The sequence below is a fragment of the Fodinibius sp. GM108 genome (assembly GCF_058386985.1).
The window spans coordinates 80,592-99,741 of record NZ_JBYEIR010000008.1 but is presented as its reverse complement, the minus strand read 5'-3'; the positions used below and the strand labels follow the sequence as shown (position 1 = coordinate 99,741).

At 43.5% G+C, this 19,150-nt stretch carries 13 protein-coding genes; 6 read left to right on the top strand and 7 right to left on the bottom strand.

Features of this window, described 5'->3' with window-relative positions:
* Positions 1-103: 103 nt before the first annotated feature.
* From ACT3ID_RS15210 to ACT3ID_RS15195, 4 genes are all read right to left on the bottom strand, one after another.
* Positions 104-2,524, bottom strand: a complete 2,421-nt coding sequence (locus tag ACT3ID_RS15210; protein WP_491542905.1) for a response regulator — start codon at positions 2,522-2,524, stop codon at positions 104-106.
* A 198-nt stretch (positions 2,525-2,722) separates the two neighbouring features.
* A complete protein-coding gene (locus ACT3ID_RS15205; protein WP_491542904.1) occupies positions 2,723-4,204 on the bottom strand; it encodes an N-acetylmuramoyl-L-alanine amidase in 1,482 nt (493 codons plus the stop codon).
* Between the two features lie 236 nt (positions 4,205-4,440).
* On the bottom strand, positions 4,441-5,544 hold the full coding sequence (locus ACT3ID_RS15200; protein ID WP_491542903.1) for an aminopeptidase: 1,104 nt from the start codon (positions 5,542-5,544) through the stop codon (positions 4,441-4,443).
* A 43-nt stretch (positions 5,545-5,587) separates the two neighbouring features.
* Entirely contained in the window at positions 5,588-5,947 is a 360-nt protein-coding gene (locus ACT3ID_RS15195) for a four helix bundle protein (RefSeq protein WP_491542989.1), read from the bottom strand.
* On the opposite strand from ACT3ID_RS15195, the gene ACT3ID_RS15190 reads away from it, so the two are divergent.
* Entirely contained in the window at positions 5,908-6,042 is a 135-nt protein-coding gene (locus tag ACT3ID_RS15190) for a hypothetical protein (protein ID WP_491542990.1), read from the top strand. The genes ACT3ID_RS15195 and ACT3ID_RS15190 overlap by 40 nt on opposite strands.
* 82 nt (positions 6,043-6,124) lie before the next feature.
* On the opposite strand, the gene ACT3ID_RS15185 is transcribed toward ACT3ID_RS15190, so the two are convergent.
* Complete coding sequence (locus ACT3ID_RS15185) at positions 6,125-10,588, bottom strand: translocation/assembly module TamB domain-containing protein (protein ID WP_491542902.1); 4,464 nt, start codon at positions 10,586-10,588, stop codon at positions 6,125-6,127.
* The gene (locus ACT3ID_RS15180) at positions 10,588-12,459 is read right to left on the bottom strand and encodes a BamA/OMP85 family outer membrane protein (protein ID WP_491542901.1); all 1,872 of its coding nucleotides are present in this window, start codon (positions 12,457-12,459) and stop codon (positions 10,588-10,590) included. Before ACT3ID_RS15180 ends, ACT3ID_RS15185 begins: the two co-directional genes overlap by 1 nt.
* A 423-nt stretch (positions 12,460-12,882) precedes the next feature.
* Here ACT3ID_RS15180 and ACT3ID_RS15175 point away from each other — a divergent pair, with 423 nt between their 5' ends.
* From ACT3ID_RS15175 to ACT3ID_RS15160, 4 genes are all read left to right on the top strand, one after another.
* Positions 12,883-14,133: a M14 family metallopeptidase gene (locus ACT3ID_RS15175; RefSeq protein ID WP_491542900.1), complete on the top strand. Its 1,251-nt coding sequence runs from the start codon at positions 12,883-12,885 to the stop codon at positions 14,131-14,133.
* A 251-nt stretch (positions 14,134-14,384) separates the two neighbouring features.
* Positions 14,385-15,299: a cation diffusion facilitator family transporter gene (locus ACT3ID_RS15170; RefSeq protein ID WP_491542899.1), complete on the top strand. Its 915-nt coding sequence runs from the start codon at positions 14,385-14,387 to the stop codon at positions 15,297-15,299.
* A 17-nt stretch (positions 15,300-15,316) separates the two neighbouring features.
* The gene (locus ACT3ID_RS15165; RefSeq protein WP_491542898.1) at positions 15,317-15,904 is read left to right on the top strand and encodes an SCO family protein; all 588 of its coding nucleotides are present in this window, start codon (positions 15,317-15,319) and stop codon (positions 15,902-15,904) included.
* Complete coding sequence (locus ACT3ID_RS15160) at positions 15,904-16,377, top strand: copper chaperone PCu(A)C (protein WP_491542897.1); 474 nt, start codon at positions 15,904-15,906, stop codon at positions 16,375-16,377. Before ACT3ID_RS15165 ends, ACT3ID_RS15160 begins: the two co-directional genes overlap by 1 nt.
* 153 nt (positions 16,378-16,530) lie before the next feature.
* On the opposite strand, the gene pafA is transcribed toward ACT3ID_RS15160, so the two are convergent.
* On the bottom strand, positions 16,531-18,180 hold the full coding sequence (pafA, locus tag ACT3ID_RS15155) for an alkaline phosphatase PafA (RefSeq protein ID WP_491542896.1): 1,650 nt from the start codon (positions 18,178-18,180) through the stop codon (positions 16,531-16,533).
* A gap of 117 nt (positions 18,181-18,297) precedes the next feature.
* Between pafA and ACT3ID_RS15150 the strand changes: the two genes are divergently transcribed.
* Positions 18,298-18,912 carry a TlpA family protein disulfide reductase gene (locus ACT3ID_RS15150; protein ID WP_491542895.1) on the top strand — a complete coding sequence of 205 codons (615 nt, stop codon included), beginning with the start codon at positions 18,298-18,300 and terminating at the stop codon, positions 18,910-18,912.
* Positions 18,913-19,150: the final 238 nt, after the last annotated feature.

Below are 19,150 nucleotides of genomic sequence, written 5' to 3'. Positions count from 1 at the left end.
CCCGCGTTAGTAATTTTGTGGGGTATGTGCATTCCCAAGGCTGGAGCTTTGGAATGAGACATGAAGGAGAAACCCAAAACGAGCTCAGAAAGAACTGGCGGTCCTACTTACTTTTTTTCGCAGTTGCCATTTCTTTGCGAATGGTGGCACATAACGTTTCAAAAGCTTCATTTTTTGTCAGATAAGCAGAAGCCCCGGCACTTTGCATATCTTTTATAACTTCCTGGCTGTCATGAAGTGAAAGACCAATGATTCGTACATCCGGCATATCAGCTTTTATTTTTTGTGTGGCATCAATACCATCCATCACAGGCATATTTACATCCATAACAATAATATCTGGCTTCATATTTCGGGCTAAATTTACTGCCTCCTGACCGTCAGACGCTTCTGCCAGAATCATCAGATCATCCTCCTTCTCAATCAATTGGCGAAGTCCGCGTCGTACCATATCATGATCATCAACCAGCATAACCTTGATTTCCCGGTCCAGTTCTACTTTATATTCTTTTCCAGATGAAATCGCGAACTCTTCTTCATCATTAACGACCGGTATATTTGATTGGTCCTTGGTTTTCAGAGGAGCCAGCAGTGTAGCAGTTGTTCCCACTCCCGGTTCCGAATTGATTTCAAAATCACCCCCATGCCAATCCATTCGCTCCTGGATATTAAACAGACCAAAGCCACCCTCTTTAGTAGGTTGAGGCCTATTTTCCTTCATTTCGAAACCACTACCCTTATCTCCTACGGTAACCTGTACCTGATCATTAATACGCTTCAATTCCACTCGTGCACTGTTAGTATCAGCGTGTTTGGCTACATTCAAAAGCAACTCCCGTACCGACTGGTGGAGAATTGTACGTATTTCTTTTTCAACAGGCTTTGGACTGCCATCATCTTTTACCACAATATCGAGTCCCTGCTTTTCCATCTTTTGTATCGTCCAGTACAATACTTCAGTGACATCTTCCTTATCAAGAGCAGGCGGTGGTTTTAATTCCGACATCAGATTCTGATTATAGTCAAGAGCATCACTGATTACCTTTTTTAGCTCTTTAACGTCAGAAGGAGTAGAATCCGGGAAGTGGGTAAACTCCAAAGCATCAACCTGCATCTTAGCAACAGTAAGCATTTGTCCCAGTTTATCATGCAGTTCCGAGGCCAAACGCTGACGTTCCATTTCTTCGGCCTTGTTCAACCTTGATGCTAAAGACTGGAGCTGCTTTTGGTAAGATCGCAACTTCTTCGTTCGCTGCTCCACTCGTTCTTCCAGTGTTTCATTTATCTCTTCAAGCTGTTCTTTGGCATGCTGACGCTCCGTTAAATCAATCCCTTGTACAAAAATACCTGTAATTTCTCCATCGGGATCGCGAAGCGGCTGATACACGAAATCCAGGTAATGCTTTTCAGGACCTCCTCCATCTTTATGCAAAACAACTTCCACCCCCTGACCACGATACGGTTCACCCGTCTCATAAACATCATCCAGCAAATCGATAAATCCCTGTTCTACAGATTCAGGAATAGCTTCCCTCGCAGGTTTGCCAATGATCTCTCGATCACCTACCAGTCGGCGATAAAGGTCATTGGCTCGTTTAAAAACATGATCTGGTCCCTCCAGAATACACATAAAAGAAGGAGCTTGTTTAAATATGTTACTGAGCTTCTCTTTCTCTGCTTTTATTTCTTTAAGCAGTTGTTCACGTTCAATATTAGCCTGCTTACGATCGGTGATATCATTAAAAAGAACAGCAACTTTATGTTCCCGGGGATCTCCGATTTGAAATGCATACACATCAAACCAGCGCTCCATCCCTTCAGAATATCTCTCAAAACGCACTGACTCCCCTGTCGTAACAACTTTACCATAGGTATCGAACCATTCATCTTCCAGTTCAGGTAAAACCTCGCTCGCTTTTTTCCCCTCTACATTCTTCACGCCAGTATGTTCCTCAAAAGATGCATTCACCTCCAAATAACGAAAATCGTCCGTGTTACTATTTTCATCAAACAGGAGTTCTATGATACAATACCCCTCATCCATCGATTCAAATAACGTGCGGTATTTTTCTTCACTCTTGCGAAGCTCTTCAACAATCTGGCTTAGCTCTGAAGATTCAGTGCTGGTTATAAATACCCCACCTACCTTATTATTTTCATCAGGAATAGGACTAAACGTAAAATCAAATTGTCGCTTTATTTCACCGGAAAAAGAAAGGGGCTGTTTATCAACTTTCGTCATTTCTTCTTCAGCAAAAACCTGCTTGATCGGGGAATAAAATAATTCCCAATCATCTTTCAATACTTCTCGTGCCGGTTGCCCCAAAGGAATAGAATAGTTCTCTCTGAACAAATTTCTCCACGCATCATTACAAACAAATACAAGCTCCTCTCCCCAACAAATACAGGAAGGGGCTTGTGAAGCCAAACAAATATTTATTGCTACGCGCAAGCTATGCGGCCACTGCTCTACAGGACCAAGTGCAGTTTGGGACCAGCTTCTGTTGCGAATCTCATCATTCATGTAAGTATCCTCCCTAAATTTGCTATTTTTTAAAAAACCCTATTGTCTTAACTATGCCAAACAGCTGTAAGATGTTCCAACGAATGGGATCAGAAAGAGACTTCAAGATCGGTTTATATCTCGTGATGTCATGGCTGTGATTGAACTATTTTAGCTGAAAAATATTGTCTGAATTTACTGATTATCAGAAGTTAACGCTCATTTCAACAAAATCATTTTTTGTACTATCGATTGATCTTCAAATTCTAATCGGCAAAGGTATATACCCGATGCAAAGTCGGATGCATTCCAGGTTTCGAAATGGCTGTCGGCTTCATAGAATTGATTTGTAACTTCGAAAACCATTCTGCCAGTTATATCCCATATTGTAATACGTACATTGCCAGGTTTCTCTATGCCAAAGTTGATTGTTGTTGATTCCGAAAATGGATTTGGATAATTGTTCAACTGGGCAACCTCCGCTTCTACTTCATCAATATCACCAATTTTTGTCTTTACATTTTCTCGGACTTGGGCAAGCTGTACATATAAATTTTCACCCGGACAAAGTGTGCTGCACCCGTCACGATGTCCACTAATAGTGTATAGATTCAATCCGCTCGACGAATGAAAATCCCGGATAACAGGGTCAATATTTTTTTCGTCGGATTTCCATGCCAGCAACTCCTCGAGATTGCTTAAGGCATCCGGAGAGGAAGTAGTTTCCTCAAAATTTCCCAGCAGAGCAACACCCATCGTATTCGAATTTTTACCACAGAAATGAGCCCCCTGCACTTCGTCATTGCCGTTGATCCATCCTCGTCCCTGATAAATAATGCCATTAGGATCAACAAGCCAGTTATAACCGATATCGCTCCAACCATTCGTATTTACATGATAATCCCAGATACTTCGAACCACGGCCGGCCAGTCTGATGAACTATTGGTTCCCGCTGTGTGGTGAACGATCTGATGAGTCACATCAGTTAGTGACACCGACCCGCTCGGCTCTTGACCGTCCGGACAGTCCCAGTCGGTTCGCGTTTCGTACTCGGGCATTGGATAATCTCCGGCTACTGACTTTTGGCGGTCAGGATATTGGGCAGCTTTTTCTTTTAACTCCTGGAGTTTTTTCGATGGGGTGACTCCGGGACTTGTAAATGAGAGTTGTAACAATTCCAAGGTAACCGACTCGGTCAGCACTACTTTAAACTGTATAAACTTTGTCATCTCAGACAGATACTGCAGCGCTCCCACCACCGTATCCTGGTGTGTCGTCAGATGCTCATCTCTCTTAACAGACATCCATTCCGACCACTGCTCGCGATCCGCCGAAGATCTAATTTGAAACTGAATATCTTCAGGCTTTTTTGTGGATTTACGTTGTATCCACCGGCTGCCGATTGCTAAAAACGGAGCAATACTGTCTACCGGAACCGTTATCTCCTCAGAAAGGAGAACAGCCTGTTGAGCAGTGTCAGATGTCTCAATACCCTTTGGTGTTTGGCTGGCATTTTCGATCGACTTCAGTTCTTTCGTAGTCTTAAAATCGATGTTAAGATACTCTGTTTTAATTTTTGTGGAATCTCCGGTCCAGGCTGAGCTATTACTATACTGTTGAGCACTGACTCTCACTGGCATCAGCAAAAATGCCAACATACAGCAACTAACAAATGTTATACGAGATGAAGCCGAATTCATGTCCTAATTCTATTACAATTCTTTGATAAGAATTGAAAAATTTTTATCAGGAACTCCAAACTATCTCACTACTCTCAAGCAGGAGCTTGGAGATGCTTCATTCCCAGGCAGAGCTTGGGAATGAGATTGGTGGTGGAGCTTGCGGATATGAAAATAAACCACAACATCTCATCCCGAAGATCCCGCTTCAGGATGTCTGTTTGGAAGCTCTGCTTCTAATAATTAGAACCAACTGATTAGTATAAAAGATTCTCAGGATTCAATCCCTTTAAATCATCAGCCACAAACTTGCGTCCCTCGCGGACTTTTTCTCCATCCAGATACACATCCGCGCCGATGCAAACAAGATCCCAGTGAATATTACTCTCGTTGCCATTGGTTGCAATTTCATAATCGTTGCCGAGCGTCAGGTGATTTGATCCGTAGATCTTCTCATCAAACAGGATATCGTACATCGGCTCTTCGATAACGGGATTAAGACCAAAGCTGAACTCTCCGAACCGACGCGCCCCCTCATCCGTATCTAAAATCTCTTCCAGCGCCTCATTATTGGATGAATCAAAATCAACTACTTCACCATCTTTAACCTCCAGCTTCACGTATTCAAAAGGCTTTCCCTGATACACACTGGGAGCATACGAAATATGTCCGTTTACGGAATCCAGGATCGGTGACGAAAACAACTCACCATCGGGGATATTTCGCTTGCCAAAGCAGGGGATCCACGTCTGGTCCTTGACAGAAAATTGGATGTCAGTGCCTTCACCTTCCAGGCGAATCATATCCGTCTTTTCAAGGCGATCCTGCAACGGCTGCATAGCTTCAGCCAGCTCAGAATAATCCAGCAGACAAGCTTTATAATAGAATTCACGGAAACGCTGCGTAGGCATCTTTGCGTTCATGGCAAACGCCTCCGACGGATACCGAAGTACCACCCAGTTGGTATTGTTGACGCGCTCTTTATAATGCACCGGATCCACAAAATAATCGGCGTAGGCTTTGTTGGCTTCCTTGCTGACATCGGCATGCTCATAAATATTGAGCGCTGCCCGAACGCCCACAAAAGCATCCATCTGCTTCATCAAGGGCAACTGATCTACTTCGGTCTGATTTTTCCAGAATTCCTCATCCCCGTTCTCCACAAGCATGCGGCGGATTTCAGTGTCTTCGATCTGTATAAAGGGATTAACGTCCATGGCCCGCGCATGTGCTACCAAGGCCCGCAACAAACCGATGCCGTTCAGTCCTACCAGCTGCAGCATCACATTTTGTCCCGTTTCCAGCTCACAGCTGAATTCTAAAATTTTCTTTGCTAATTCCTGATCTTGTTCGTTATACATCACTAAATCTTATTTTTTACGTATTTCGTATTGCGTATTTTGGTTAAATACTTGATAATGGAAAATCAAACTCATCCAAATCTCCTGGAATTTTGTACGTTAGATCCGGTTCTTTAATTTTGGAGCCTCTCGTTTTGGGAATGACACGTAACAGCATTTTAATTATTTCAGTTAATAACGCAAGTCTGGATCCAAAAAGCTCATCCGATAAGGAATGTCTTACACTATAATACCATCCTCTGCATTCTCGTGCGGATCCCATAGCATACTCATAAAAACGAGCTTGATCCAATTTTGATCTCCTGGAATATCCCTCAGAAATATTTGAACTTACTGATCCCGCGGACCTATAAAGTTGATCACATGATGAAAGCAACAGCTTATTCTTCGATAAATGGTTCACGTCCTCCCATGCAATATCCACAAGAAACAAAGCATATCGATACACTTTCATTTTCCACAGAGGATCACCGGTCATATCATCCGGAACATTTTTAACCCAATTTTTAAATTTCATAACTCCCGTAATCCAATTAGTAATAAAATACGCAATACGAAATACGCAATACGACCCAAAAACTCAATACTCATAATTCCACTTTAGATCTATACCCTGTCGGATGTCATCTCCCTGCTGAATTATCAGCTTTAAGTTTTCGCGTAACATATACTCCAGCAGAAATCCCGTATCAGGGGTCGAGCCGGTAAGCACATTCTGTATGGCAAAAAATACTTTAGGATTAATATACCAGCCCGTGGTAATAGCCGTACCCGTTTCTCCGCCGACGTGTGTGTTATCAATTCTTACGACATCAATGCCGAGCTTTTGCGTAGCCAACGTCTCCACACGGTCTAAAAGCACATCCAGTGCTACGTCCGCTGCTGTTGTTCTTTCCCCCGAACCAGCCACTACCTGCTGCCATGAATCCAGGGCATAAAATGGCTGACCGAATATTGTATAACTGATAATATTTTCGAGCTCCATCGGCGGCTGGCTTTCATATTTGAATTGCGGATTCTCGACAGTTCCCTCAATGACATACCAAATAATAATTTCTTCTTCGGGCTGCGGAGGTTCATATCGAGTACGTATTGCCAACGCCGGATTGGCCGGCGGACCATTAAACATCACACTTCCTTCTTCCAGCTCAAATTCTTTGCCAAAGGGACGAGCATAACCACTAGGGGCATTCATCGTACCAAAAAGCTCTAGCTCACCTCCTGAATCCTTGACCAGGTCCAACTGCCCTGCTAGTTCAAACTCCATCTCCAGATAGCGCTGGTTTCGAATATAAAAACGCCGATCAAAATTCACATCCATCTCCAGTGCCAGCGAATCATACAAGCTCACCTCGGGCCCATTCTCAACTGTATCAAGATCAACACTTTCAACCGATTTTTCGCCAAAATTATCCAAGGTCAGAAAACCACTTATAAAGTTAAGCGATCCCGTAACTTTGGGCCTCATTACTTCTCCCTGAGCCCGGGCATCCAAATCAATAATTGCATTATATTGCTGCGTATTGGCAGCTCGAAAATTCTCTGCTTTTAGCTTAATATTCAGATCACCGGGAACCAATTTCTCCAGCTCAACTACCCCGCTTGCCTTTAGATTACCATTTCCGCTCCGGGCCGAGAAGTTCGAAAGGCGTATTTGGTTGGGATCAAGATCAACAGTTGATCGGATTTTATCTATTCTAATTCCGGCAGGAATTAACCGAAAAGCTCCCCCCGAAAGCTCCAGATGTCCATCAGTTTTGAGGTCATCCATCGCTCCGGTAACATGAACCGTTCCATTTAGCCGCCCGGCAACTTCACGCACGGTAAAACGATCCACAAAATCATTAAGCGCTTTTAGATTAAAATCATTTGTCTCTATATCAACAGCAATACTGTCATTTTGCTGCGGCAAATCAACCTGGAACGTCTTCATATCAATAAAGAGTGGTATGCGAGCACTGATATCCGCAGCTTTTTGTTTTAATGACATTACTGAAGCATTCAACTGAAGGGCAGCATTTTCATGGTTATAATCCATCCCGGCGGTCACAGAATCCACAGCAACCCCGGACAGTTCTGCTTTTTTAAGCGTTGCGTCCGCCGAAAATTGAGGATCTCCGGCTGTCCCATCCAGTGTACCAATGAATGAAAATATACCACTGGTTTCTTCTATGCCTGCTTCAGCGAAAAGAGCTTGGAAACGCTCAATAGTGATTTCATGAACCCGAAGTGAACCCTTCACCGAATCGGCAAAGAAGGAGTCAGGGAATTCTTCGGGATCTCCCAGCTTAAACGGCAGGTCAGCTTCACCGGCCATAAGCTCTTGGCTCTCAGTCCGAACTGATAATGTTCCTGTCAGCCGTTCGTCGTCTACATTTCCGGAAATCATCACTGAATCGAGCCCGGTATCATCGAAAGAGACCTCTGATAGCAATATCTGTCCACTAGCATTCAAGCCTGTATCCTGGCGCACGATATCGAAACGTCCCGAAAACATCCCTTCGAAATATGATTCTCCCAGCAAACTGCTTTGTATTACTTCCATATTTAAGGCTTCTCCCTCGACAAATCCGCGCTGTTCGTTAGATGTCAACAGTGGTATTCCTACTTCCAGAAAGGCACCGTCGCCGGACGATACGCGCATAGTATCCATCCTGAGCGTATCATTTTGGATCAGTAGTTCGAATGGTCTTTCAAGAGTAAGCGCTCGATAATCGCTAATAAAATTAAAAGCAACAGTACGAACCTCGACCGTATCACCCGTAATATCGTAGCTGCCTTCTTGTTCTATGCGTTGTTCATTGGAGCCTGAAAGTTGAAATTCGTAACTACCACGAGTTCTGCCATTACTATGACTCCCCTCGGTTACCAATGAAAGATCCTGAAGCTGAACACCCGAAAACGATGGAGCTGTTAAATCCAGATCGGCGGCATAAATAATATTTTGACCGTTGCGAAGATCCAGTGACCCTTGAGCTTGATCTGCCACAAAAAGTTCATCATACTGAATATCCGATAGATTAATGTTCCCCGCAAAACGGAGATTGGCATCTTCCGCGGGCGTTAATTTTCCTGAAATATTGCCCTCAGCCTGTAGATGCTCAACATCAGCCAACGGTGCCAGTGCATTCAAATCCTTCAGCGACAGATCAAGTGCCAGTTCATTTTTCGCATCAAAGCGATTGAGCAGGTTGAACCGTAAATCAAATGAACCTTCTGCCATCGTACTTTGTAACTGTGCATCCTCAACCACAGCTATACTATCTCTGACTGACAGATCAGCCGACAAATTCCGGATAAGCTCTCCATTCACCAGCGAAGAGTCCACTGAAATTTCAGTATTAATTTGCATTGCTCCCGGATCAAACCCGCGGCCGTTACCTTCAATTTTCGAATTCAGGGCAGTAGAGAAATCATTCTGATTTAAAAGTGGACCCAAGTCAATTCCCCGGGTTTCGATATTATAATTGTAGCCTGCTTTACCTGTCATATCCCGCAAATTACCGCGTAGCGCAATCATTCCTTGTCCAATCGGTAGCCTTGCCTCCAGGGTGGCATCTTTTTTATTAAATCTGCCTTTTGCTGTAAAACCATCGATACGTTGCCCCATCAAACGACTATTATCCATTGTTAACGAATATTTCCACGGAGATTCCTGTGGATACCAACCGTGGCCCGATATCTCTGCTTGAAATGAAATATTGCCTGCCAAAGTAGTATCCTGCATCCAATACTCGGGATCAATATTAGAGCCGGATATATTGGCTTTCACCGACGGCAGATCCGACCATATTTGGCCGGCCCGGATATTGGTTTTTATTTGTTGATCCTGTCGGTGAGCTTCCACATCAATAGTCGCCGACTCCTCATTCAAAGATCCGCTACCCGCTAACAAATCCAAACGATATGGTTTCTGTGAAATATCGCTGGCCGAAAATTTCCAATCGCCTTGCCCCTGTTGATAATTCGCAACATCTATATAACCGGAAAATTCGGCATCAAAATCAGCCAGAGAAGGTAAAGTGGTATCAGCCAGCAGTTGTTCACCATCAAAATAGTCGGCGCTAAGATTCAGCTGTTGTAATATCACTCCTGACTTCCATTGAAAACCACCGGCCGCCTCAAATGAATCAAGTCCCGGTGCCTGCATTGCCAGCGTAATGGTAAACTGTTCGGGATTCCCCCGCAGTCCCAAATCTACTTGCACATTTTGACGAAGTGGAAAATCGCGGGCATAGCTGGCAATATCCTGCCAGCTGGCCGGATCTGCCGAAAAATCAACTTGAACCGTAGAATCAGTAGGGTTGGCATAGCCTGAGGTTTGGAGCACAGAATTACCCGTGGCCAGCACCAGTCTTTCGAGCGTAATCCGGTTCTGATCAGCTGATCCCGAACTTTCAAATCGAACGGGATCGTCCAGCTGCGTATTATAAAGTTGAAAAGATAAGTCGTGAAGATTGAGGTCGTAATCCTCATCAACAAAGGCCAAGCTGCTGGAAATCCCCAACTCGTTTATGGTAAAAAATGATTCTTTGGGAATACTATCAGATTGCACCGAAATATATCCACCGCGAAGATGCAGATCATCAATAGCCAAGTCCATAGCCACCCCATCCTCACTTGTATCTTCGGCCGTCTCCGGCAGAATTTGCTGTACATTCCATTGCTCCCCCTCTTGACGAAGCTGTAGCTGTGGCTGATAAATTCCCAGTTGTGATACTTCAATTTGTCCGTCGATAAGGGCCCAAAGGTTGTATGCGGCATGCACCGAATCTATTTTAGCAGTAGTATCTTGTTGAGTGAGAGAAATCCCGGAAATCGTTATTTCATTCCACAAATCGCCAGATAATCGATCGACCGCTAATGTGGCATTCAGCTGCTTATTTGCTGTAGAAACAAGATAATTTTTCGCCCAATGTTGAACGAAAGCTGTCTTCAATGATAATCGCAGCAATAGAATCAACAACAATAAAACAGCCAGCGTCCATCCTATTCCGCGGAGCCACCGCCAACCTTTGCTATGTTGTTGTGAATTTTGATTCATTAAAATGCCTGACCTATACTAAAGTGAATTCCAATTCGATCCCAGGCGCTCCCAAAATCACGTTCCCGGTACCTATTAAGGTCTGCCTCAGTAGGATTAAGTTTATAACCAATATCTATTCTTACAGGTCCTAGGGGCGATTGATATCGAAAGCCACCACCGACTCCAAACTGAAGCGGGCGCCCATCCAGCTCCCGCCACGTCTCCCAGACTTGTCCGCCATCCAAAAAACCGGCCATTCCAAAACCATCAATTAAAAAGTTCAAATCCTGTCGAATTTCAAGATTAAAAGAAAACATAGCTCTGCCACCCAGTGGCACATATCTTCTAAATCCATCACTATCGGTGCGGGCTCTTTTGGGACCCAGATCCTGGCGGTACCATCCGCGAACCGAGTTAGTACCCCCCAGATAAAATCGAATGTTATGGGGGAGCGAATCGGTCGGTGCATTAAACAAACCACCTGCCTGCACCCGCTTAGCCAGCATCGTACTGCTACCGAGTCGGGTAAACCGTCGGACATCAGCTGCCAACTTTTGAAATCGAAAAGTAGCCAATCCAAACACACCTGAAGCTTCAGCCGACGGCTGAATCACCCATCCCTCTTGCTGGCGACCGTAACCTTGCCCGTAGTATGCACTAAAACGAAAAGAGGACAGATCATATTCGAGCGCCGTATCGGGCAAGCTTGCATTAAATTGACGTGAAAGCTCTTGGTTTTTAGTGTATTCGTAGGCTGCCGACGAGGTGAAATTTTCATTATAACGGTAAATAAAGCTGTTAGTGACTCCTGCTCGTAACAACTCAAAATTTTCTTGTAACAAGTGTTGACCAAAGGGCTGAATGGCAATACTGCTTTTGGTATTATAAACATAGGGAAACAGGTAATCGAAGCTGACAAATTGTTCGATGAACGAAGCCCGGCCGGTTGTTGTAAAGCGATGTCCGTAATTATTTACATTTCTATTTGTCCAGCTTACCGAGCCCCGCAGCTTTTCCTCGGTACCAAAACCGCCCTGAATCTCAACCGATCTCTTTTCTCTCTCTCTTATTCGCATCAGTAACGTTAGGGTACTATCCTGCGGTTGTTCGGGAATACTAATTGTAGCAAACCGGAATAAATGATGATTAAATAACTCTTGCTGCGCCTCCTGTAACTTCTGCAGACTATACTGTTCACCACGGTCAATACCGGCTTCACGTAAAATATATTCCTTTGATATCGTTTCAGCCCCTACCACATTTACACTATCGATATAGGCTTTTGGTCCCAGGCTACTTTTTATATCAACATTAGCTGCCAACCGAGAAGTATCTACATAAGCATCAATATTTACATTTGCATAGGCATAGCCCAGATTTTTAAAGACATCAGTAAAATTTCCAATAACCTCGGTCTCTTTGATCCTCTCGTAGCGATTACCTTCTTGATAGACATGCCGTTCTTGAGCTCTCTGGAAAGCTCGATTCTGCCATACTTCTTCGATGTTGTTGCTGTCTCCCTCAAATTCAAAACTCAATGTACGGATGCGAACCGGCATATTCTCTTCGATGTTAAAAGTCACTCTTCTTTTCCACTCCCTGTTGCCCTCTCGCACCTGATAATCAACCTTTACATTTACAAATCCACGCCGGTTATAAAAATTACGCAAACGAACGACATCCTTCTTTATCTCCGTTTCATTAAATTCGAAACCTTCCCGGTCCCAAAATTTTAGCTTTTCTAAAAAACTTGGAGATTCGGCCGAAATCTGCCGCTTTAAAACTATATCGGAAAACTCTTTATTTCCCTCGATATTCACAGACCAAATCTGCGGCATTATATCCGGATCCTGACCTTGTATCTGTGCTTGTACCTGTTGGGGTTGCATAATCCATAATGCAACCAGACATACAAATATAAAATGAAGTAAATGCCGCACTAAAAGATGAATTTATTTTTCGGAACTTGTTTAAATAAAAGATCATCTAAATAAGCCAAACAAACTTGGAGAGTAAAAGTTTAATATTACTCTAAAATCCATATTTAAATGAATTTTAGTGGTTTTTGCCAAACGTCTTCTTGCTTAAATGCTTAATCTATTTACAACCACACTGAAAGTAAGTGAATAATAAAGTTTCGGAACTCATCATCAAAATTAGTTTTGACAACAATAGAAATACAATAATGATTTTATGCTGATCAAATTGTACATTCGTTAACTCAAAATTACTTTAAATTTACAGGTGTTCAACTATTGCTGATCATAAAATCCAATACTTTCTGCCTACTATTATTTCCTGTACTCACTGCTATGCTTCTGGCAAGCTGCACATCAACGGAAGAGTTTTCTGGCTATTCTTATGATCCCGATGGTGTCACGGAAACCACGGATAAAGAATTAAATCCCCACTACAAACGAACAATTGGGGTAAATGAGGGAAATATCTGGGTAAGTAATGAATTTGAAGGGGCGCGTCTAAGTGATTTTTACCGGATTGAAGATTCGCTTTACAGCATCATCATTAAACCAGAGCGGGATGCGATCAACAACAGTCCGTGGTATGCTTTTAAAATATGGGGCGATACCGACGATACGATCGATTTAAAACTGCAATATGAAAATGGAGATCACCGTTACATTCCAAAGTTAAGTACCAATGGTAAACAGTGGAACACTATTGACCCTCACAGATATGAGACTGATACATCGGATGGTACTGCCACCCTTTCGCTTGATCTGAACGACGATACGCTCTGGGTCTCAGCGCAAGAATTATTTACGTTTGATGACTTTAATCGATGGGCTGATTCACTGTCAGAAAAGAACTGGGTCTCGCTCAACAGGGTAGGCTACTCCCACTTGAATTATCCCATTAAAAAGATGCAGATTTCGGAAATCAACTCCTCGCAAAAGCGGGGCGTATTGATTATCACCGGACGTCTGCATCCGCCGGAAGTGACGGGAAGTCTGGCCACCGAAGTATTTATTGAAGAGCTGGCTTCAGACAGTGAACTGGCTGCGGAGTTTCGCAACACGTTCGAGGTCTGGGCTTATCCCTTTGCCAACCCCGACGGCGTGCAGCTAGGCCACTGGCGCTATAATGCCCGGGGCGTTGACTTGAATCGCGACTGGCAGCATTTCAATCAGCCAGAACCGCGTGCCATACGGGACGATCTGTTACCGATTAAGAAAGATTCGCTCCGCAGAGTTTATTACGGCATCGACTTTCATTCAACTGATGAAAATATCTTTTATCCCATTAATAGGGATATAGAAACCTTCCCGGACGACTTTACTTATGAGTGGATTGATATTCTGCAGGGTGAATTCCCGGACTATCCGATTGAGGTTGAACCCTTTCCCCCTAATTCACCCATAACTAAAAACTGGATTTTTCATACGTTTGGTGCCGATGCGGTAACTTATGAAATTAGTGACGAAGCTCCCCGTGACAAAATAGACGCGGTAACTCGTGAAAGTGCACGTATCATCATGCGCCAATTACTCGATGAATGGGAAAAGAATAACAGCACTCAAGAAGCTTCAAGTTTTGAACCATGAAGGTGTAACTTATATTATTCACCTAACTGGCTTTCAAAATTTATTAAAGATGTTAAGAAATAAGCTGTCAGCCCCCAGCTTTCAGCTGCTCAATACTGTAAGATACTGATAATTAAATACTGACAATAGCAAGGGGCAGAACCTGACGAACATAAATTATTCATCATTTCTTAATTTTTGTTTGCTATAATCGGCTCTGACAAAAATTACAGGAATAAATTTCCTTAGATTATTAACATACTGTCAAATTCATGGCACATTCGCACGATCATGCGCACCACCATCACGCAGGCGACCAGACCGAAGGTCGATTATGGATCTCGATTATCCTCAATTTTATTATTACTGCTGCAGAATTTGTAGGTGGACTGATTTCAGGTAGTTTGGCACTTCTTTCTGACGCGTTGCACAATCTTAACGATACGGCTTCGCTGGCTATCAGCTTAGTGGCACGAAAAATATCCAAGAAAGAAGCCAATCGTGACAAGACATTTGGCTACAAGCGGGCCGAGATAGTCGGGGCGTTTATCAACCTGATTACATTGGTAATCATTGCCCTTTTTCTGATCAAAGAAGGTATTGAGCGTTTTTATGATCCTCAGCCCATCGACGGCATGGTAATGTTTGTAGTCGCCATCATTGGTCTTTTGGGCAATGTAATCACGGCTTTTCTACTATATCGGAGTTCAGATGAAAACCTGAATCTCCGGAGTGCATACCTTCACATCCTGTCGGATGCATTTTCATCAGTCGGGGTTATCGTGGCCGGTTTCCTGATCATCCAGTATCAACTTTATATTATTGATACGATACTCACACTGCTTATTGCCGGCTATATTTTGTGGCATAGCTATCACATGCTGCGCAAAACTATCAACATTTTGATGGAAAGTACTCCGGCTAATATTGAAATACCGGAGATACGTCAATCGATGACCAAGGTTAAAGGTGTGCTCGATGTGCACCATCTGCATATTTGGCGGCTCGATGAGCAAAATATCCTGCTCGAAAGCCATGTTGTTATTGATGAAGATGACATGAATCAGATGGAGTCGATTAAATCAGCTTTGAAGGAGTTATTGGGAGCCGATTTTAACATACATCATTCAACCCTCGAATTTGAATTTGAACCGTGTGAAGAACACGCTCACAGCCCCTGTAATTAACAAACAAATATCAGCCAATGACTACCGCCCTCAGATCTCTTCTTGTAACGCTACTTGTTACCGGATTGCTTGCTGCTTGCGGTAAATCGGATGTGATTTACGATCTCAGCGGCGATAGTTATTCCCTGCTCAATGCCGACAGTTCACAGGTTGACTTCCCACAGGATTTCCAGGGAGAGATTTCTGTCATCACCTTTATTTTTACAAATTGCCCTGATATCTGCCCCACTATTACTGCAAATATGACCAATATTCAAAGAGGATTGCAGGATACCGCCGGCGTTAACTTTATTGAAATCTCTTTTGATCCCGAACGTGATACACCTTCTGTTTTGAAAAAGTACAAAAACCTGTATCAGCTGAATGATCAGTTTACGATGCTTACCGGTGATACGGCTACTATCAATGACTTACTAGATGACCTGGATATTGTTGCCGAAAAAACAATAGTTGATTCATTGGGTCACGATAGCAGCAACTATGCAATGCGTCACTCCAATACAATCTACCTGATGGATGAGGATGCTGACATCCGCGCAGAGTATCCTGCTCATCGTATTCCACCTGAATACGTAACCGAAGATATCCAAACCTTACGCAACTAATGAAATCACACATTTTTTACGTGCTGTCATTCCTGCTGTGCCTGGCTTTTGTTTGGGGATGTAGTGCCGAATCAGAAAATGAGCGTGGTAATTCCAACGTAGTTCTTGGCAAATATGAATTCGCAGACGGTTGGGCACGCCCGGGTGCCAAAGGAGATAATAGCAGCGTTTATATGGTCATCACTAACGGCACAGCCACTGATGACACACTGTTAAGTGTTTCCAGCGAAGCGTCTGATGAAGCAGCACTGCACGAATCATACGATGCTGGCAATGAAACTTCGAGTATGCGTCCCGCCGGGGAACAACCAATCGGCTCGGGAAATAAACTTCGACTGGTACCGGGTGGTCTTCACATCATGCTTATGAATCTGAAAGATGATTTAACTGTCGGCGATTCAGTTTCTGTGGAACTGGATTTTTCGCATGTAGGCACGAAAAATATTATTGTGCCTGTTAAAATTCAGAATTGACGGGATTAATTCCGTCCGGCCGCTGGGCTTGCGGTCGGGCGGGTGAGGAGACTAAAACTACTTCTATTCGTCGGACGACAAATCCAGTCGTCCGACGAAGATTAGTAACTATTTTCATTCATCGGATGACAGACCCCAGTCATCCGATGAGGATTATTCCTTAAACTGCAGGATATCCGCTTCGGAGCCGCTTGGCAGGGCGATATTCAACATATTGGAAATAGTAGGGGCAATCTGTGGAATAGTAGTCTTGCGAGATGTACTGCCCTGCGGTACATTCCACCCGTAAAAGATAAGAGGTACGTGGGTATCATAGTTATAGGGTGATCCGTGAGACGTACCCGTCCGGGAACTAGAATCCAGCCAGCCAGATTTCAGTTGAATATACACATCGCCCGAACGATCGTACATAAATCCGCGCTGATACATCGCCTGCTGGCCGCTATCAAAGTTCTTGTACTGAAAGTTGTGCGCCGTATTGGTGGATTTTACGCCATCGAACTGTAGCAGAAAATCCGCCGCCTTATCTTGCATAACTTTAAGAGAAAGATCATGCTGATCAATTAAATCGCGATCCAGATAGACCTGCTGATTGGCGTAATCCTCAACCCAATCTTCATCGCCAAATTCCTGTTTCAAATAGGATGCTAATTTCTCAAGTGTAGTGCTGCTGTCAAAATATCCACCGGGCAGATTTTTATCGATCAATTCCTGAGGCACGTCCACAACTCCGTGATCTGAAGTCAGGAATACCAAGTAGTTGCCTTCTCCAACGTGCTCATCCAGATAATCAAGCATATCGGCGATATTGCGATCCAGTCGCAGGTAGGTATCCTGCAACTCAATTGAATGCGGTCCATATTGATGTCCTACATAATCAGTAGAAGAAAAGCTGACACCCAGAAAATCGGTAGCGTTGCCCGATCCAAGATCTTCACCGTCAATTGCTGCCTTTGCCAACTCTGCTATCAGCGTATTACCAAAAGGAGTAGAACTCACGATACCATAACCATCACCACGATTCGAAGCCAGGTCATGTGGAAAAACGGGAGCATCCTCGTTTTCAAAAGTGCCTTCATAAGGCGTATCATCCTCATTACTCTCGGTGTACCGATCAATCGGCAGCAGCGTCTCCCAAGTGCTTTCGGAAAATTCTTTAGCTAATCCCTCTTGGTTAAAATCCTGCACCCATTGCGGTAGTTCGGAAACATACCATGAACTGCTCACAAAATTTCCCGTATCGCTTTCATACCAATAGGCTGCATCTCCGAGATGTCCCGCCGGTAACACTGCACCGCGGTCTTTTATAGAAATGCCAATAACTTTACTCTGGGGACTAGCCGTTTTCAACTCATCGGTTACAGTTGTACTTAAAAGATTTTCAGGTGACATCTTACCAGTTCCACTATCGGTACCTACCGGTGATACGGTCGAATCCGAAACTACATACATGCTCCCATCGATGTTTCGATCGTACCAGGCATTACCTACAATGCCATGAACCGAAGGTGTTGTACCCGCATAAACGGAAGCATGGCCCGGGCCTGTATAGGTCGGAAAATAGTTGAAATGATTATTTTCGAAGTTAAATCCCTGATTGACCAATCGCTTAAAGCCGTCATCCTCGAACTTATCCCAATAAAGCGGGATATAGTCGTAGCGAATTTGATCCACTACGATACCCACTACCAGCTTGGGTGAATCGACAGCAGAAAGTGAGGATTTCTGATCTTGAGACCAACCAGTCTGGCTAACCATTAGTAGAATGAAAAATATACAGCTTAAGTGTTTGATAAATTTCATAATCATCTGTTTTTGATATAATTTTAGAAGGCAAAAGTAACTTCTTTTCTTCAATTTTCGAATTATCCTTCTGTAAATATTACCTATCGAATTTTTCACTAATCGTATTCATCTATAATGACGGAAAATAAAACAAATCAAACATGGAAAAGAAGCCTTACAGAATGGGGCGTCATTTTCGCTATTGGTGCTATTCTTTATGCAACCGGATGGCATACGGAGGTGCTCGGAACTTTACAGCGCGGCATGCTCTGGACCGGTCTCTTTAATGCAGATACGTCTGAGTTATCCACTACAGATGGACCACAGCTATCCAACGCTGACTTTAACTTCCAAATGGAAGATTCTAACGGCGAAATAATTTCGCTTCGTGATTTTAAAGGCGATGTGGTGTTCGTAAATGTTTGGGCGTCATGGTGTCCGCCCTGTGTGGCTGAGATGCCAACGATCGAAACGCTTTACGAAAACGTAAGCAGCGAAGATAATATCCGTTTTATTCTGCTTTCCATGGATGAAGAGCCACAAAAAGCCGTGGATTTTATGAAAGAAAAGAATTTTTCCATGCCTTACTATTTCTCCGCATCACCCATGCCCAATGCTTTTCGAAGTGAATATTTGCCAACCACCTATATTATCTCAAAAGAAGGTCAAGTTATCTATAAAAAGGAAGGTATTGCCGACTACAGTTCGGCTAATTTTGCCCAGTGGATGCGGGAGCTGGTGCAGGAATAATTTTTTTACCCCAGAGGGCTCACAGAGGTGTTCGCAGAGCTGCACAGAGTAAGGTGGGGTAATGTTTTTTCACGAACTCTTTGGTTTGCCCTGCGACTCCTTTTCTACTATACACTGGTAAACTTGCTACCATAAGTTTTCTAATTCTGCAGAATGGAGTATAGGACAGCTCAATCTGTTTAACCGCTGAGACCACAGAGGTACGACAGAGTTTCACAGGACAGGATGCTTATAATTA

Bases quoted from the DNA above. Each gene is read 5' to 3' on its own strand.
- ACT3ID_RS15210 (WP_491542905.1), bottom strand. From the start codon at position 2,524: ATGAATGATGAGATTCGCAACAGAAGCTGGTCCCAAACTGCACTTGGT.
- ACT3ID_RS15205 (WP_491542904.1), bottom strand. From the start codon at position 4,204: ATGAATTCGGCTTCATCTCGTATAACATTTGTTAGTTGCTGTATGTTG.
- ACT3ID_RS15200 (WP_491542903.1), bottom strand. From the start codon at position 5,544: ATGTATAACGAACAAGATCAGGAATTAGCAAAGAAAATTTTAGAATTC.
- ACT3ID_RS15190 (WP_491542990.1), top strand. From the start codon at position 5,908: ATGATGAAAGCAACAGCTTATTCTTCGATAAATGGTTCACGTCCTCCC.
- ACT3ID_RS15185 (WP_491542902.1), bottom strand. From the start codon at position 10,588: ATGAATCAAAATTCACAACAACATAGCAAAGGTTGGCGGTGGCTCCGC.
- ACT3ID_RS15180 (WP_491542901.1), bottom strand. From the start codon at position 12,459: ATGCAACCCCAACAGGTACAAGCACAGATACAAGGTCAGGATCCGGAT.
- ACT3ID_RS15175 (WP_491542900.1), top strand. From the start codon at position 12,883: ATGCTTCTGGCAAGCTGCACATCAACGGAAGAGTTTTCTGGCTATTCT.
- ACT3ID_RS15170 (WP_491542899.1), top strand. From the start codon at position 14,385: ATGGCACATTCGCACGATCATGCGCACCACCATCACGCAGGCGACCAG.
- ACT3ID_RS15165 (WP_491542898.1), top strand. From the start codon at position 15,317: ATGACTACCGCCCTCAGATCTCTTCTTGTAACGCTACTTGTTACCGGA.
- ACT3ID_RS15160 (WP_491542897.1), top strand. From the start codon at position 15,904: ATGAAATCACACATTTTTTACGTGCTGTCATTCCTGCTGTGCCTGGCT.
- pafA (WP_491542896.1), bottom strand. From the start codon at position 18,180: ATGAAATTTATCAAACACTTAAGCTGTATATTTTTCATTCTACTAATG.
- ACT3ID_RS15150 (WP_491542895.1), top strand. From the start codon at position 18,298: ATGACGGAAAATAAAACAAATCAAACATGGAAAAGAAGCCTTACAGAA.